The following is a 17,898-nucleotide window of genomic DNA, read 5'->3' as shown; positions in this document are numbered from 1 at the left end:
GGCATGTTTAATATGCCTTAATGGGTAAAACAAATGTCATTCCGGAGCGTATCGATAGAATCGCCTTTTAATTGACATCCTGCCCCGCAAAAGCAAAAACCCGACATAGTCGGGTTTAATGAAGGTGCTGGTTTTTGTTGTAGTTATTCTCCGAAGATGTTCGGTATGTTTGCAACAAACAGTGCCAGCAAGAATATCAATAGGGCACTTGCAATAACGGCAATAATTACGTTAATAAGTCTCTTTTTTGCTTCATCAGCTTTGTCGGCGGTCTCTGCACGGGCCAAATTTACACCAAGGAATATACACCAAACTCCGCCCACTGCACCAAGGATAATCAAAATAGGAACAAACGCGCTGTCAATAAATTCTACAACTCCTCCGAGCCAGCCCCATTTTTCACCCGTAGGCCAATTGTCCGGATTAAAGAAAATACCGGTCAAAAAAGACTTGTTTATTATCAAACTTGCCAATTGAGTAAGAAATGCCATGAAACTTTCCTCCTTACCAAGATTTATTATGAGAATAATATAACATAAAAATACAAGAAATCAAAACGTTTTACAAAGTTTTTTGCATTTTTTAATTTTTTTTTGAAAATTTTGATGAAAAGAAGAAAAAAGTGACATAAGGAGGAGTTTTTATCGGTCGCTATGCTATCTATCAAACAATCTAATTCGGTCATTTTTCAAAATGACAAAATCCTCGTCATTATTATATATCGGCTTTGAGTAACGAATCTATACAAAATCATATAAAAGACTTGTCAATAGGCTGATTATATATTATAATTGCTATAACACACTAAATTGATGCAATGATATACATTTAATGATAAATGTACATGCATTAATATAAGTTATATTGAGGGGGGTGCTTTATGGCGGATGATAGCGGCAAGAAAAAGGTTGGAGGCAATTTACTTTATGGATTGTTCTTTCTTATTATCATTGTTATTATTGCCTATGTAGTAACGGGGTTTCTTTTTAATAATGGAGACTTAAGCCCCGGGGCTGTATTTAGTAACGGAATGTTCTTGGGGGTTGTGGGGGCAACAGTTGCAATTTTCCTTTTGATTTGGATTGTCAAAAAATCTGATAAGTTGGGTAGCAGCGGCTCTGGTAAAGGCGGAATTAAGACCCAGACCAAAAAGGGCGACAATCTGGAACAATATTTTGACAGCCGATGGATAACCGAAAAGGAGCTACGGACCGAAAAACAGTTTATGTATTGCACATGGAGCACCATCAGCCAAAGTAAAGACGGAATGCTTCTGCGAAGCCAGCTTGAAGGCAACAACCTTCATATAAATATGTATAAAGCTATCCACACTATGGTAATCGGTACCACCGGAACCGGTAAAACCGAGAGATTTATCATTCCGCAGATACAAATTTTGGCCAAAACCAAAAGTAAACCCAGCTTTGTTATAACCGACCCTAAGGGTGAGCTGTATGCAAAAAACAACAACCACCTGCAAAAATGCGGCTATGACGTGAAGGTATTTAACCTGAGGCAGCCTTACGCATCGGTTTGCTGGAACCCGCTTGACAATTCATATATGATGTATCACGAGGCGCACGAGCTTCAGAAAGAAGTTAAGGTACATACAAACGTAAATCCGGCTGACCTGGGGCTTAAGATTATTGCCCGTGAATATAACTATGAATGGTATGAGTTTAGAGGCGTGGCCTATCCAAACAAAGAGAGCGTGCTGGGGGACATTGAAGCTAAGAAAGCTGAGCTTATTGACTTGGCCGAAAATGAGTTGAGAGAAATTGCGGGTGTTTTGTGTCCGATTGAAAGCAAGCAGGACAGTAGCTGGGAGAGGGGAGCACAGGAGTTTATTTACGGAACTATGCTTGCTATGCTTGAGGACAGTATGAACCCCGACCTTGGAATGACCAGAGAGCGCTTTAATTTTTACAACCTATCTAAAATATGTAACTATAAAGACGCTGACCCTGAAAACCCTTATAAAACGTTGCGGCAATACTTTTTGGGCAGAGACAAGTTCAGCAAGGTCGGTCAGCTTATTACCACAGCCATAAACAATGCTCCGACCACCACAAGGTCATATATGGGTATAGTGGGGGCAAAGATTGGATTGTTTAATGACACAGGTATGTGTTTTGCAACAAGCAAAAATGAGATGAATTTTGACAGTTATGCCGACAAACCTACAGCATTGTTCATAATCATACCCGATGAAAAAGAAAGCCGTCACGGTATTGCAACTATGATGATATCTCAGCTTTATAACAAGCTTGTGGATCTTGCCAACAAATATCCTGAACAAAAGTTGCCGAGAATCACATATTTTATGATGGATGAATTTGCAAACCTGCCAAAGATTGAAAAGATTGCCGGCATGATAACGGTAGCGCGAAGCCGAAACATATTCTTTGCTCTTGTGCTTCAGTCATTCAGTCAGCTCAACGCTAAATACGGCGATGATGTAGCTGCGGTGCTGAAGGGCAACTGTCCGATTAAAATATTCGTAGGTACCGACGACCATCCGACCTGTGAAGAGTTCAGCAAGCTCTGCGGTGACATTTCAATCAAGATGGAAACCGAAAGCAAAACCAAACAGAAAGAAGATACTTCTAAGACCACCAATGTCAGCATGGTATCCCGTCCGCTTATTTATCCGGATGAGCTGGGTCACCTTGAAGGTGCCAGAGATAAGACGGGTACTATAATTGTAAAAATTCTAAATGAATTTCCTATCAAATGCAAAAGCACCTACGCTTGGGCAACGCCTATGTTTGACACAAGCCAAACTGTTCAGGGATATGTTCCCAGCCGTGCGCTTGACGAGGCCAGAGTGTCATATAGCATAATTGAGAGAAACAGAAAAATTCTCTCTCGAATGAGTGACTTTTAAAAAAAAGACCCCCAAAGGGTCTTTTTTTGTGTCAGACTGCTCGGTCGGTTTGGCTGACCGTATGGTCGCTTATTAAATAATGCTATATTTTAGTGTTAAAGTGGTTATTTTTTGTGCCGAGTTGTGATTTTATGCAATGTAAGGATAGAATTTGGGATTGTCGCGTCGTGACGATGCACCCCTCGCAATGACGTGTTTTATGTCATTGCGAGGAATGAAATAACAAAGCAATTTCCATCTTTAACTATTTACGAATCTGGCGTCAACTACAACTGCATTGCCGGTGGCTTCTTCGATTACGAGCGGGTTAATATCCGACTCCTGAATGCTCGGGAAGGCTTGTGACAGCTCGCTGACAGCAGCAAGAGCTTTTTCGATTTGCTCCATTTTGGCTTTTACGCCACCGCGGGCCCCCATCAGTAGCTTGCTTGATTTTGGGGTATAAAGCTGCTCATGAAGGTCCTCAGTTGTGAGCGGCAAGGTTTTGAAGCAAACATCTTTGAAAACTTCAACGTATACACCGCCGAAGCCAAACATTGAAACCTTGCCATAGAGCGGGTCGGTGCTAAGGCCAACCACAAAGGCTTTGTCGTGCTTTATCATCTGCTGCACCAAAATGCCTTCGAGGCCCTCGCTGTATCCGTGCTCGGATAGAGATTTTATGATTTGGCTGTAATTTTTCTTAAGCTCGTCGTCGTTTTTAATGTTTACCTTAACCGCTCCGACATCGCTTTTGTGGGTCATAACTTTTGACGAGGCTTTTAAAACAACGGGGTAGCCGATTTCATTGGCTAGCTTAATGGCCTCGGCTTCGGTTGTTGCAAGCATAGACTTACATACATTAAGCCCGCATGCTTTGAATATTTCAAGTGATTCGTGGGTGGTCAAAAGCGTTCGATTTTCTTTTTTGGCGCCGTCCAGAATGGCTTTGATTTTTGCTTTGTCTAGTTTGATGCCGGATAGAGGTTTTATATCGGCTTCACGGCAGTTTTTATAGCGTAGCAGTTGTTTTATGGCGTGCGCTGCTTCGTCAACAGTTTTATATACAGGCATAGTGGGGTTTGATTTTATAATTCTGTCAAAGTTTTGCTCAGGTGTGATATATACGCTCAGCACCGTCTTTTTAGGATATTTTTTGGCAACGGTCATGGTGGATTTTGCTATATCCTCACTTTTGTAGCCCAGAAGCTCAAGATGGATTAGTAAAACAATATCAACCTCACTGTGCTTCAGGCACTCATCCAGAGTTTTTTGATAAACTTCCGGTGTTGCGGAGGCTATCATGTCAATTGGGTTGTTGTAGGAAGCAAGAGGGGAGTTAAAAGTTTTGAGTGTCTCTATGAGGTTATCGGGAATTTTGATGGGCTCGATTCCGAGGTCAACAAGCTTGTCAACGGCCAGGATTGCAGGGCCCGCGCCGTTGGTCATAATGACAGTTTTATTTCCTGCCGGCACGCAGGTTTTTGAAACTGCAAAGCTGGTTGTGAGCATATCACTAAGCGAAATTTGGCGTAGTACTCCGCATTGTTTCAAAAAGGCTTCAGTAACAATTTCGGAGCCTGCAAGCGAGCCCGTGTGAGAGGTTGTGGCCACGGCTCCCTTGTCGCTTCTGCCTGATTTTACGCAGATTATGGGCTTAGTTTTGCTTACTTTTTGACAAGCTTCTTTAAACTTGTCGGCATCTTTGATGGTTTCGATATAGAGCAAAATCTGGTCAACATTTTTGTTATCCCCAAAGTATTCAATAAGTTCGGTGGTAGTGATATCGCACTGATTTCCAAGAGATACCATATACGCAAGACCCAGACCCATGTCGCTCAGCATGTTGAGAACTCCGCACCCGAGCGCACCGCTCTGGCTGATATAGGCGGTTTTTCCGAATGTGGTATTATTGTCAGCAAAAGAGGCGTTTATCTTGTTTTCGGGGCAGTTATTTAGTATTCCTATTCCGTTTGGCCCGATGGCTCTGATGCCGTATTCTTTAAGCTTATTGCTCAGTTGCTTTTCAAGCTCGGCTCCGTCATGGCCGGCTTCTTTAAAGCCTGCACTTATGATATACACACCTCTTATGCCCCTTTTGTGACACTCTTCTATGGCGTCAAGCACCAGCTTTGAGTTAATTACTATCACTGCTAAGTCGGGTATTTCTGGGGTATCTAAAATGCTTGGATAAAATTTAAGGCCCATTCCGTTAACATATTTTGGATTGATAGGGTAGATTTCCCCTTCAAAGCTTGATTCTTTGATATTTTTGAGTACTACAAAGCCAACCGAGCTCTCTGTCAAAGATGCTCCTACGATTGCCACAGATTTAGGGTTAAGCAGGCTTTCAATTTGATTTTTCATAAAATTTTCATTCTCCTTCACGAAAAATATTATAACTTAACAAATATTTTTAAGCAACTGAATTTTATTCTTTGTAATAACTTGCTTTTTAATGCGGTTTTAGATATAATTATAGAAAAAGGTGGTGTATATATATCACCTCACTGAGGCTTTGACCATTTGCAGGCGGCAGAGGTATTAAATAAGTACTTTATTACAAAAAGTTTATATCTGTAGGAGCGTTTAATGACATATGCACTACCTGTAAAGATTAGAAGGACGGAATTTGACTATTTGCAAGCGGCCTGGGGATTAAAACTTATGTGAATTTACAGAAATGTTCAATGATACACATACACACTGTCAAATGCGCACACACTACCGCAAGAAAGATAAAAGCGGCGGAAATTTTGAGAGAGGGGAAATATGAAAGGAAACAAGCAACGCTTAGCAAAAATGCTGAATAAGTTTGTGATTTGCATATTGATTGGTGTGATGTTTATTTTTGCCGGCTGTGAAAGCGGCGGCGGCACCAACAGTATCGGCAACAATAATAATAACGACGACCCTACACCTCCAAGCGGCCCACGGCCGCCGGCAGTTGTTGAAATTGATCCTGACCCCAACGACAGCAGGGGTTTTGGTAGCAATTATCAGGATATGGATGAATATATGGACGGCATACGTATGATACTCAAAAAAGATGCCCGCACTGTTGAGGATATGGCGTATATAAAAGAAAAACTGACCGAGGATATAGACGCACTTGCCGAGGAGATTTTGAAGGGTCTGGTTGCGGAGTATGGCCCAAGCGTAAAAGAGCTCAGTCAGGGCGCAATTGACAATTTGGAGATTTTGGGCTGGAGGTATACCAACACTAATCCGTTTGTTTCAATGAACTATGCAGGGTTGGGCTTTACGCTGGGAGGGATGGCTGCAACGCAGTCTGAAATTCAGCAATATGATAGTGAAATGCTGGCAATTAACCCTACAACAATTGTACATATGCAAGAAGCGGGTGTAGATTATTATATAATGCAAAGCCGCAGGTCAATAGATGATTATCAGGATACTACTATCACCATAACCACTGCCGGAACTATAGAATTTGAATATAAGGGCGGTTATGATATTGACTATATAGTAAACCTGAATACGGGCGACGACTTTTCGAGTTTAATTTCAGAGTCATTGCTGGGCACGGATACCGCTACGATAACTTCTCCGCCGCCCGGGGCTTATAGGATAGAATATCACGGAATTTTACACACTTATGTTGATTATGTCATAGTGGGATACACGGGTTTTGCAATTGACACCCATTCTGATGCCATAAGGACTGACAACGGCACCGGCTGGCTATGGAATGATTTATCTGCGCTTTCAAGCCTCATGTCAAGTGCCGGCAGTGTTGTTGGAGCTGAAGACGAACTGTTTTTACAGGCGCTTATTATGACCTATAAAGAAAAACTTAAGGTAGAAATACTCAGAATTATGGTATTTGGCGATCAGCCTATTCCTAGCGGTGAGATTGTGGTGAGACTCAGAGAGATGCCATTTTGGTGGTGGAATGAATATCAGGAGCTTACCTTTAATCCGTTGCAGGATTATAATACAATCATAACTTATGGCGGAATGATCTGGAACCCTATAAGCAGTCAGATGGTTTTAAATCCCTTGGCGACAGTTGCAATGGACAGGTTCCTAAATTTTGCGTCGATTTATCTTGACCATTGGGGATTGTCAGTTGGTGAGGCTGATGCTCTGGCTGAATATATTATGAGTGAAGTGATAGGCGACAGTCTTATAGCGGCGGATGACGCTAAGATTTTGCCAAACGGTACAACTGATGCAGGAACTGTAACCTACAACACCAACGAAGCGGTTTTTAACGGAAATACAATCGTTAAGTATAGAGAATTGATAGAGGGATATAGCCCTATTGACCTAAGAGCAGGTCTTGAGGACGGCGGTTATAATGATGTGTTCAGCAAGATTAAGTTTGCAGCTGTGTCAACGGATTATTACCCAGGTTTGGGGGACACGCCCTTGGCTTATAACGGTAAATATGACAAGAGTATGCCCGAGTTTAAAAACTATCGTACTACGGTTTATGCCGTAATGCACCAGATTAAACAGCAGGAAAGATTTATGTCACGCGGAATTTTGGAGTATCTTGATGTGGGTACTTATTATATCAACGGTCCTGAGATGTTTGGAGGAGAAGAGGAAATTGACCTTGAAACGGATGAAGAAGGCGATTGGGGTTTTGGCGAGTTTGATATTACTCCTGACCCGTATATAACCGGTAGAATGCAGTCAATTATTATTATGCCCAACACTGCTTTTGATTTGTCTTATGTTGGCCTCGGAATTATGCCAACAACAAAGCCGCTTACTTATCCGCAGCCGCAATACAGCTATCTTGAGCCCGCTCAGCACAATGATGAGTATATGATAACCGGAGATGTCAGTGTATATCCCAATCTGGATAAACTAAAAATCAATACTATATTCAGATATCACCAATGGGACCCCTTGGCCGGCACCATGACGGTTTATGAATGTTTGGCGCCTGTTGTAAATATGTTTGTGACCATTGATGAGTGGGGGATTAGCCCGGGCGACATATGGGATGTTGAGTTTGACATAACCACGCTTCAGTTTTTGAGCCCTGACGGACAGCTTTTGGACAACAATAACTTTACTGTAACGCTGGACCAATTCGCCGGCCCCGGAATGAACGGTGAAGGAGGTTATGACCTTTATACCGAAAATATCGGTTTTGGCAGACAAAGCATAGGAACCGAAGTATTTGATGATTTTTTTGAAGAAAGTAAATACAGCACGGGCACGCGTCCCGGATATGTGTCAAACTATACCGGATTTTCATACTTTGAAATTGCTTTTTCGGCAGAGCTTAACGGGCGGCCCTATGATTTTATGTATGGCTTGCAGATTATGATAACTCAAATATGCGGAAACCTCGTTTAATTTTGAAAAAAATATAGAAATGTAAACTAATTTGTTTACAAAAAGAGGTTTTTTTGTTATAATGTTGAATTGAAGGAAGACTAACATTTAAGATTGCGAAACATTTGGTAGTCAGCAAAAACAAGGAATAAAAATTTCGTGTTGGACAAACTAAAAAGTAGAGGGAGATAGAATATGGTTTCTAAATCATTGTTAGGTGGACTTTTTGACGGTTTGGTCAATTGGATTATAGGTTTGTTTGATTGTATTTTCCAAAGCTTGCTGGCTGTGATAACATGTATGTTTTATCTTATTATCTGGGCCATAGCTCAGTTTATTAAGATTGCCGAAGTTATATTCAAAAAACTCCTGGGAATAGACACCAACTTTGCAAATCCGGGTGACCCGACCAACGGTGAGCCGCTGTTTAATGACCTTATAAGTCAGTTTTTGTTTAGCGAGCCTGTGAGAAATGTATTTATTTCACTTTTGGCTTTGTCGGTTTTATTACTGTTCATATTCACATTTATTGCAATCATACGTTCAGAGTTTACTATGGATGTTAAAAATAGCGCCAAGGGGCCGATAATAGCCCGGGCGCTAAAGTCACTTGCGATGTTTGTTATTGTGCCGGTGGTGGCATATTTTGGTCTTATCATGACCTGTGTTTTGGGTCAGGCTGTGTGGAGAATGTTTAACGCCGAAGACACGGGAATTGCCGAGCAAGTGCTTTATTTGACAGCCTCCAACGCAAATAAGGCCAAAAATAATGAGAATTTTGCCAAATACATAAACGGGGAAATTCACAATGCCCCGTGGGCAAGTGATAATACTTATTATAATAACAACGGCGGCGGTTTTAAGGTCAATAGTAACGATATAGATGTGATTCAAGCTGAGCTTTCCACACAAATTGATGATGCTTTTAGAAAAAATACCGACATGAACGGCAATAGGTGGAAGCTTCTTGGACTGTCAGGTTCGGCCGGAAGTCCTAATCTTGAGCGGGACAATCTTCTTATACACCCAACACGCGGTACGCAGTATAGTTTTTGGGATATAGGTATAGTTTCATATTATTATAGTTATACGGGAATGAACTATATAATGGGCTTTTTGAGCGGTTTGTTTATGCTATACATAATGTTTAAGCTTTGCAGTCAGCTTATTAAGCGTATTTTTGAAATCGTCCTTTTAATGCTTTTGGCGGCTCCTATGCACTCGATAGCTCCTCTTGACAACGGAAACGCTGCTAAGCAGTGGCAGCAGAACTTTATAAGACGTGTAATTATGATTTTGGGCCCAATATTTGCAATCAATATGTATTTTGTTATGATGAACGCCCTAGAAGATGTTGACTTTGCCAACACTCTCAGCGTAAATTATTCTGTAGACCAAACCCCTGTGGCGGTGTCGGTGGGCACAACTGAGTTTGTTATTGACTATGACGGCACCACGATGGTGCAAGGTGACCAAGTTATGGCCGTGTCGGCCCTCGGGTCTGAGGCATCTGTTGCCGCTTCGATGGGTTATAATTCAGACACTGTTGCAGCGGCCGCTGTAGGTTCAAGTATGCTTGCTGCCAACGGCGGGGCTTCGGGCGTTACAGACGGTGTAGTTAATATGTTCTTCTATTTCCTGTTTGCAATTTGCGGACTTCAGGTTATTGAAAGTGCGGGCTCTCTTCTGGCGTCTATACTTGGTATGGATGACATGATGAAAGATGCCGTGGGCGGAATTAACAAAACTATGCAGGGCTTTGCTGACCCCGACAAGATGATGAAAACCGGCATGAAGCTGGGTGGGGGTGCTGCGGGTAGTTTGATGGCCAAGGGCAAAAAGAATGAAGCCATTGATTATGGTATGAATAGAGAAAAGAGATTGGATGATGCTATGAGTGAAGAACAGGATACAGATGGTAATATAGTAGGTCCATCTGAGGCTATGCAGCATTATACTAAGGCAGCAATTCGGTCAGCCCAAGACAGAGGTGATTATGATCAAAATAATGACTACTCGCAAGGCTATAGGGGTATGAGTGACGAAGAAAGAAGAGAATACACTATGCAGAACATAGTAAACACTGAATCGGGTGACAAACAAATCAAAGAAATGATGGCGTTGAGCAATGCAGATAAAAATATTTTTGAAAGAGGCAGAGACCGCAGAGCTTATATGGCAGGCAAAGGAGTAGAAGCGAGTGATGGCAGTGGACAAAGGATAGGTGCTGATGGCAAAAAACGCGACATTGGCAGCGAGAAAGACGACCCTGCTAGCTATCTTGGAAAGAAGCAGCGTGCTTTTGACAACCTGCATGAAAGCGGACTTGACATTGCGGATATGTGGAAGGGCAAAGGTGTGCTTGCAGAGGTGCTTGGAGATCACAGCGCGCTTGCAAAGGACATGATGGGTCAGGGAGCTAAGCTTGACGGAATGAGTAAAGCTGTTAAGTTTGATGAGCCTAAGGAATGGAAGGATGCTCGTGATCATAACGCAAGGATGTGGTATGGCCAGCACATGAACAAGGATATGAAAAATGCAAATAAGAAAGGCGGTTCAATACCTGATAATGTGAGAAATTCGCCCCCATCGGCACCGGCACCGACACCAACTGCAACACCTCAGGTGAGCAATACCAGCGGAGGCGCTGAAATAGAGGTTGAGGGACCGACATCATTCACCTTCTCTGACACAGGGTTTACTACTTCTACCGTCAGCGGAGGCGGAGATACATCTTCGTTTACTACGGGAGGCGGGGATACCGGCAGCGGAGGCGATGGAGGTTCTAGCCCAGCAATACCGAGTGCTGCAGACAGAAAAGCAATCAGAAGGGCAGAAAGAGATAGACGCAGAAGCTTGTCTGATGAGCAGAGGGCTGCTGAGGATAATGCCGCAAGCGATAACATAGCAAGAGGCATGTCAGCTTTGAGTAATGCAACGGGAAGAAGTGTGGGGTCAGGAACAGGCAGCAATATTAAGCAAAACTCGATGATTAACAGGATGATGGCTCCGCTACCGTCTACGCCTACTAAGGTAGACATCAGTAACCTGCAGCAGTTTATTAATGAATTTATGCAGAGACTTAAAACTCTTATGGATAGTCAGTCAAGAAGGCTTGAAGAGATTGTAAAAAAGATAAACAGCAATGTTCCTAAAGCCAAGACTTATTCAGGAAAAGACAGGAACAAGATGGAAGAGCACAAGATGTGGTCTGAGATATCCAGAGACTTTAAGGAGTTCCAGACAACTGTGATGAGTTTGTTTGCCAGCGGAAAAATAGATCAGGACGGAAACCCGACCAGCGGTCCTGATAATAGAGGCACTTTCAGAGGCTGATAACAAAAGCTAAAGAAGATCATAGCTAAAACGCTAAACAAAAAACAACCTGCGGGTTGTTTTTTGGTGAGCGGAAAACAAATTATATTGTTTCTTTATTTGTTTTTTTATATCATTTGGTGTATAATAAATTTGTAAGGGCATTGTATATAATGTCTCTTCACTAAGGCTTCGACACCTGTGGTGTCTGCAGGATCGTTCAGAAACATTTATATAACGCCCTTAGTGGAGAAGAGAAGGAAAAGGCGAGGACTCGGCGCTGTTGGCGCCTATGTGAGTGTTCGTGTAAATTCTTAGGCAATGCCTGAGAGTAGAAGAAAAGGAAGGAAAGAGGAGTATAATATGGCGATAAGATATATTCCACGAAAAACCAAGGTAAAAATGGAGTTCGTTAAGGGTGTCACCCTTAGTGATATTATTGTGGGCGTAATCGGTGTGGCGGGCGCCGTGCTGTTTATTGCCTCTCAAGGCCTTGGCGGGTATAACTGGTATCTGGCTGTTGCGTGGCTGGCGATATTTATAACCATGTACTTCCCCGTTGACGAGGGTGTAAGGCTTTATAGCGCAATGGGGCTGTTGGTAAGATTTATTGCATTTAAGAAGAAGTATTCACAGGAAGATGTGGACAAGCACGGCAATCCCAGCATAAGGCAGCTGATGCCGTTTGAAGGGCTGCATAAAGAAAGGTTTATTGACTTTAAGGATTATTATGCCGAGGTTATTGAAGTAAGTCCTATTGAGTTTGGGCTTCTTAACGCTTATAAACAGGATATGTTAATAAGAACCTTTGCAAACGCCTTAAAGCGTCTTGGAAACGGGCAAAACGCAAGTGTAGTAAAGCTTAACAAGGCGATAATTTTTGATAATTATGTTCAAAACGAGGACCGCAAGTTTGACAGCCTTATGGAACTGCAGTATGAGGGCGAAATGACCGAGTCTGAGGTTGAGGCGCGAAGCGGGGTGTTTGAGGCACGTGTAAGCACGATTGAGCTTATGAACCGCGAAGAAAAAATTTATAAAGACTATTTCTATTTGGTAGTCTATGACAAAGACCGTGAATCGCTTGACAACACCGTTGACGGAATGATGAGTACCATGGCCAACAGCGTTGTGCCCATGGCTACCCGCAAGCTTATAGGGCGTGACCTTATAGTGTTTTTGCGCTCCAACTACGGCAAAGACTTTGATGAGCGTGACCTTGAAACCATAACTTTAGACAAGCACATAAATTGGGCAACGCCCAATCAGATTAAGTTCAAAACCACCCGAACGATTATAAATAAACAGGGTTATCGAAGCTTTGTTATAACTGACTATCCGCTGACTGTAGGAAACGCATGGGGCGCAGGGTTCTTTCTTTTGGACCGAACCAATGTGGTGGTAAACATTACGCCCGTTCAGAGGCATTTGGCCGAGAAGCGAATAGACAAGGCTATTGTTGAGCTTGAAGGCAAGCTCGGGATGATGGCAAAGAGCAGTAAGCAGCTTGAAAACAATACTCACTTAAGAACGCTTAAGGAACTTCTGGCTCAGCTTAAGAATGACGGTGAGCAGCTTTATGAAGTTAATATGCACATTACGTGTGAGGAAAATGCACGTAAAGAAGTAAGAGCGGTGCTTAAACAATACGGCTATAAATATGCCGAAATGTTCGGACGTCAGGTGGATGCTTTCATTAGCCGCAGCATATCTCGCCTTGACACGGTAACTCAATATCTGAGGGATATGCCGACAAGCACGCTGGCGGCTCTGTTCCCGTTTATTTCAAGTGCGCTTCAGGACGAGAAGGGGATTTATATAGGATATAATGAATACCCTGTGTTTGTAGACTTTTTTGTGCGAAACGCAGCACGCGTAAACAGTAACATGATGATAATAGGAAAATCGGGTTCAGGAAAGTCGTATGCTACAAAGACGCTTCTTGCTAACCTTGCCTGTGACAACACCAAGGTATTTATTCTTGACCCTGAAGATGAGTACACGCCGCTTTCATACAATCTTAAGGGGAAGGTTTTGGACGTAGGTTCGTCAATCAGCGGCAGGCTTAATCCATTTCATATAATCACAACGCTTGACTCTGACGAGGGTGGAACCGCTGATGACTATTCAACCCACCTTCAGTTTTTGGAGCAATTTTTTGCAACAATCCTGCCGGGTATTGCCCCAGACGCTTTTGAAAAACTGAACAACCTTATTATTGAGGTATACCGCGAAAAGGGTATTGACAGCACCACCAAGCTTAAAGGTCTGAAACCTGAAGATTATCCGATATTTGATGACCTTTATAAGGTTATTTTGCAAAAAATAAAGGAAGAAAAGGACGATTATCACAGACGCAATCTGCAGACGGTGGAAACATATATTTCTAAGTTTGCGACCGGCGGGCGTAACAGCAACCTATGGAATGGGCCGATGTCGATTGTAACCAAAGAAAACTTTGTAACGTTTAACTTCAGAAGTCTGCTTGCCAACCGTAACGAAATAATCGCAAACGCACAAATGTTGTTGGTGTTTAAGTATCTTGACAACGAGATTATTAAAAACAAAGACTTTAACGACAAATATCACCGCGGTGAGCCGCTTGATAAGTGGCGTAAGATTATTGTGGCAGTTGACGAGGCCCACGTATTTATAAACCCCAAACGCCCCATAGCGCTTGACTTTATGGCGCAGATGGCAAAGCGTATAAGAAAATATGGCGGTATGCAGATAATTATAACGCAGAACATAAAAGACTTTGTTGGCTCTCCTGAAATTGAGCGGCAAAGTTCAGCCGTAATCAACGCAAGTCAATATTCGTTTATATTCTCGCTTGCGCCAAACGACATAAACGACCTTGTAAACCTTTATCGAAACGCGGGTGAAATTAACAAAGAAGAGCAGGATGCTATTGTTACGGCAAGCGTGGGTCAGGCATTTATAATTACAAGCGCGCTCAGTAGAACTTCAGTTAAGATTGAAGCGAGCGAAACGGTTAGAAATTTGTTCTCATAATAAATAATGAAAAGAGGAGCCCTAAGGGTTTCTTTTTATTGTTATTTAAAAAAACCTTTTGGGTTTGACGGCTTGGCCTGCTTCTGCAATGATGGTGATAATTAAATTGTTACTCAGACTTTAATTTACAATCAAAAATATGAATATATGTGCATATTTGTTTCAAAAATTATATTGAAATCTGTCGGCTTTTGTGGTATAATAACTCTGTAAGAAAGTATGGGCAATTTAAAGGAGGAAAGGATATGGCAAAAACTATATTGCGTCCCGGTGACTTTAATAAGGATAGATATAAAGCTAATCGTAAAGACTGTTGGAGCGGATCGTTTTTTCCGGCTTATATGGCATATTTTGAAGCGCAGTTGGAAGCCTCAAAAGATCCTGTTACCGGGAATGTTGATAGAGACCCCATTACGGGTAAAAAGAAAATTGACCCAACTAAGTTGGGTAATGTAGTTGCACTTGAAGCATTATATAAGATACTTGGCAAATCAAGCGAAGAGCAGTTTAAAGGTTTTTTGAGAACTGCTAAAGAAGAAGAAACTAATCATGAGTTTTGGGCAAAGTGGGGATATGCCAGAGGAGCTCAGAAGAAGTTTGGGCTGGCTCTGCGGTATATTGAAAATGATTTGCTTATTAATAAACTTACAAACCCTAAGATGGGTTTTTTAAAGTATTATCTAAACCCTGAAGAAAACCCTATAACAAGAAGAGCCGGGGCTGCCATTATGGATGGCTGGTACGGATTTTTATCCCACACACCTTTGATTAACACCATTCAGGAAAAGCTTGACGAACAGATGGATTCTTTAAGGATGCAATATTATGCTGCTGAGATTGAGAAAGCTGCAAATGCATATCTTTTACTTAGTGTAAACCTGAAGCCCGAGCTTGTCGAGGGTTTGCCTGAAGTGTTCAGAAACGCAAACCGACAACCAGGAGAACCTGTGCTACCGGACGCTTTTATCAATGCATTGCAAGCTGGTGGGCTGAAGGATGCAATAAAGGAACTGCCGGGTTATAAAGACAAGACTATTAATGAAATTTTGGAGTCTTGCACTAAAAACACTACGGATTTACTGAAACATAACGGAGACTATCAGACTGATCGAACAGCCTTTCAAAAGATTGATGCTGCCGGACACGCCATTAAGGATTTTGCATATGAAGCAAGGAAAGCTTCCAGATATAGAGTTTTTAATACTTTGCTGCGTAGGAGTGATATTGAGCTGCACGGAAAGGACAGCATGGGGTATATAAGTGGAACAGAAAAATGTTTTGCAAACCTGAGCAATGCTATGTATGATACTATTCAATGGCGGCTTGAAAAAATAGAAGAGCAGCGGGCGGCACATGCTTCTACGGCAGACAATATAAGAAATTTAAGAAACAATCAGGAATTGGCGGCAGCGCTGTCGCAAGGAGTGAGTTTTGCTCAGTTGGCAGCTGGTTTTGCGGCTCAACTTGAGTTTCCTATAGACCCCGTTACTGGCAGACCAAAAGTTGCGGGAAATATGACCGGAGAGGAATTTGAGAATTATTCAAAAACTCTTGAAGAAGCGATTGCTGAAGCTTCTAATCCGCAGCTGAGTTTTGCTCAATTGAGGGCAGGAGCAGTTCCTTCGCCCGCCGGTGAGCTATATAAGGCAAAGATGAGACTGAGCTATGAAAATATTACAAAGTTTAAAAAAGAAATTGCAGTCCTTTCGCAGAGTATGTCGCTTACAGCAGGAGCAGCTCCTGTTGCGATTGACTTTAACGATATTACACCTGAAGACATAGAAGCATGGGCAGAGGCCGGCCACCTTACGGGGAATGCTTATTTGCAATTTAAAAGAGAGTATACAAATTTTAAGCGTACTCTTGATGAAATCAGCGAAATTACACAAGTGGGGAAACCCACACACGGCAATTCGGGCGTAGAGCTTGAACAGGTAAACAGCCATTATACCAGAAACCTTGATGCGGTGACTGAATATAAGGCCATATTGGAAGGTGAGTTTGCTCAGGGGCAGGTGCAGACACCGCCTCCATCGGGATTTAATGCTGTCCGCAATGATATTAGGACAAAGGTTGCTGCCAAGATTGCCGATCCGGCTATGATAGACAGGATAGAAAAAATTACCGGAAAGCCTATAAGTCAAACTCCCAACGAAATGTTTCAGTTTATTCAGACGCTTACAGGGCTTGAAGTTTATGCTAAATTTGGTGATCCTGCAGAGAGGCAGAGAGACCCTCAGGGAGACGTTAAATATCAGGCTTATCTAAAGTATAATGAAGAGCTTAGAACGCAGATGGACATTATGGTTGAAAAGGGTACTTTTGTTAATGCTGCCGAGAGCAATAAAATTGCGTGGGAAATTATAAAAGACATTGAACCAGACAGGGCGGCTAGTGCTGAAAAGGGCGGCCCGCTTGGTGAGATTTATGGCAGACAAATAGGTGAAGAAATAAGAGAGCTTGAAGCCAATGCCAAAAAGGTTTCAGCGGCGAGGACCGGACTTGAATCTATTGCTAAAAATGGCGGTTTATGGACCCAAAAGAATAAATTTACGCCGAAGGACGGACCTAATGCAAGGATGGCAAAATCAAATAATTCATGTGTAGAATTTCTCGATTGTCACCCTGAGCTTAAAAAAGATGTAGAAAAGATGGAGCTTAGTGATCAGGAAGTAAAACTGATTACAAAAGATTGTAAAAAGAAAGGGCTTGACATTGAAGAGGCTTTGCTTGCCCGAAAGGTGCGAAAGTTTGCTGTGCTTCCGGAAGATGTCAAGGAAGAAACTTTTGGTAAAATGACGACCCAAATGAGCGGATATGCAGCACAAAACTTTGCGGTTTATGGGTCTGCTGCTGTAACACAGGCTAGTGGGCTAAGTCACCAGCAGGGCAGTTCACAGTCTAGCATCAGCAACCAACAGAATATAGGACCAAATCCCAACCAATCAACGGTGCAAGAAGAAGTTGAGACAAATAATAGCAAGAGACCCAAAACAGAAACCAAAGAAGAGTTTGACGCCCGTAAAAAAGCAGAAAATGCGGTAAAAAAAGAAACCGAAGAAGCTGTAATAGTAACAAAAGCTGAGGTTGATAAAGAAGTTGCTGAAGAAGAACCGAAGGAACAGGCTGAACAGAATGCGGCTATTCCAAAGGACCCGGTAAAAACTATACTTAGCGACGCAGACAAAGAAATGGGAATGGGTTTATAAAAAGATGAGATTATTCTCATCTTTTTTGTGCGCACATCTATTTCTAATCATGGTTTATCTTTTTGCTGTAAGCTGATATGAGAAGTCCACGCGGGCAGTTTGTTTCAGGATTTGGCCTTGCGGCGGAACTTTTTGCGTTTTTGGTTGTGTGCTTAAGGTTTTTATGATAAAATT

7 protein-coding genes are annotated in these 17,898 nt (G+C 42.2%); 5 read left to right on the top strand and 2 right to left on the bottom strand.

Translation table 11 applies throughout. The features are described from left to right. Window positions 1-143: 143 nt before the first annotated feature. Entirely contained in the window at window positions 144-491 is a 348-nt protein-coding gene (locus tag LBN07_04150; protein MDR0850639.1) for a hypothetical protein, read from the bottom strand. A gap of 389 nt (window positions 492-880) precedes the next feature. On the opposite strand from LBN07_04150, the gene LBN07_04145 reads away from it, so the two are divergent. Then, the gene (locus tag LBN07_04145) at window positions 881-2,887 is read left to right on the top strand and encodes a type IV secretory system conjugative DNA transfer family protein (GenBank protein MDR0850638.1); all 2,007 of its coding nucleotides are present in this window, start codon (window positions 881-883) and stop codon (window positions 2,885-2,887) included. Between the two features lie 240 nt (window positions 2,888-3,127). Here the strand turns inward: LBN07_04145 and LBN07_04140 are convergent, their stop codons facing one another. Next, entirely contained in the window at window positions 3,128-5,233 is a 2,106-nt protein-coding gene (locus LBN07_04140; protein ID MDR0850637.1) for an acetate--CoA ligase family protein, read from the bottom strand. Window positions 5,234-5,638: 405 nt separating this feature from the next. On the opposite strand from LBN07_04140, the gene LBN07_04135 reads away from it, so the two are divergent. From LBN07_04135 to LBN07_04120, 4 genes are all read left to right on the top strand, one after another. Then, window positions 5,639-8,206, top strand: coding sequence for a hypothetical protein (locus tag LBN07_04135; protein ID MDR0850636.1), 2,568 nt, complete (start codon window positions 5,639-5,641; stop codon window positions 8,204-8,206). Between the two features lie 174 nt (window positions 8,207-8,380). Next, complete coding sequence (locus tag LBN07_04130; protein MDR0850635.1) at window positions 8,381-11,521, top strand: hypothetical protein; 3,141 nt, start codon at window positions 8,381-8,383, stop codon at window positions 11,519-11,521. 342 nt (window positions 11,522-11,863) lie between these two features. Beyond that, window positions 11,864-14,515: a DUF87 domain-containing protein gene (locus LBN07_04125; protein MDR0850634.1), complete on the top strand. Its 2,652-nt coding sequence runs from the start codon at window positions 11,864-11,866 to the stop codon at window positions 14,513-14,515. Window positions 14,516-14,760: 245 nt separating this feature from the next. Beyond that, window positions 14,761-17,724 (top strand): hypothetical protein, encoded by a 2,964-nt coding sequence (locus tag LBN07_04120; protein ID MDR0850633.1) that lies wholly within the window; start codon window positions 14,761-14,763, stop codon window positions 17,722-17,724. Window positions 17,725-17,898 lie beyond the last annotated feature (174 nt).

The organism is Christensenellaceae bacterium (assembly GCA_031260975.1).
GTDB lineage: Bacteria > Bacillota > Clostridia > Christensenellales > UBA1242 > JAISKJ01.
Note: the sequence above shows the minus strand (reverse complement) of the source record. Positions and strands in the feature narration are given on the sequence as shown.

Bases quoted from the DNA above. Each gene is read 5' to 3' on its own strand.
- LBN07_04130 (MDR0850635.1), top strand. From the start codon at position 8,381: ATGGTTTCTAAATCATTGTTAGGTGGACTTTTTGACGGTTTGGTCAAT.
- LBN07_04135 (MDR0850636.1), top strand. From the start codon at position 5,639: ATGAAAGGAAACAAGCAACGCTTAGCAAAAATGCTGAATAAGTTTGTG.
- LBN07_04120 (MDR0850633.1), top strand. From the start codon at position 14,761: ATGGCAAAAACTATATTGCGTCCCGGTGACTTTAATAAGGATAGATAT.
- LBN07_04145 (MDR0850638.1), top strand. From the start codon at position 881: ATGGCGGATGATAGCGGCAAGAAAAAGGTTGGAGGCAATTTACTTTAT.
- LBN07_04140 (MDR0850637.1), bottom strand. From the start codon at position 5,233: ATGAAAAATCAAATTGAAAGCCTGCTTAACCCTAAATCTGTGGCAATC.
- LBN07_04125 (MDR0850634.1), top strand. From the start codon at position 11,864: ATGGCGATAAGATATATTCCACGAAAAACCAAGGTAAAAATGGAGTTC.
- LBN07_04150 (MDR0850639.1), bottom strand. From the start codon at position 491: ATGGCATTTCTTACTCAATTGGCAAGTTTGATAATAAACAAGTCTTTT.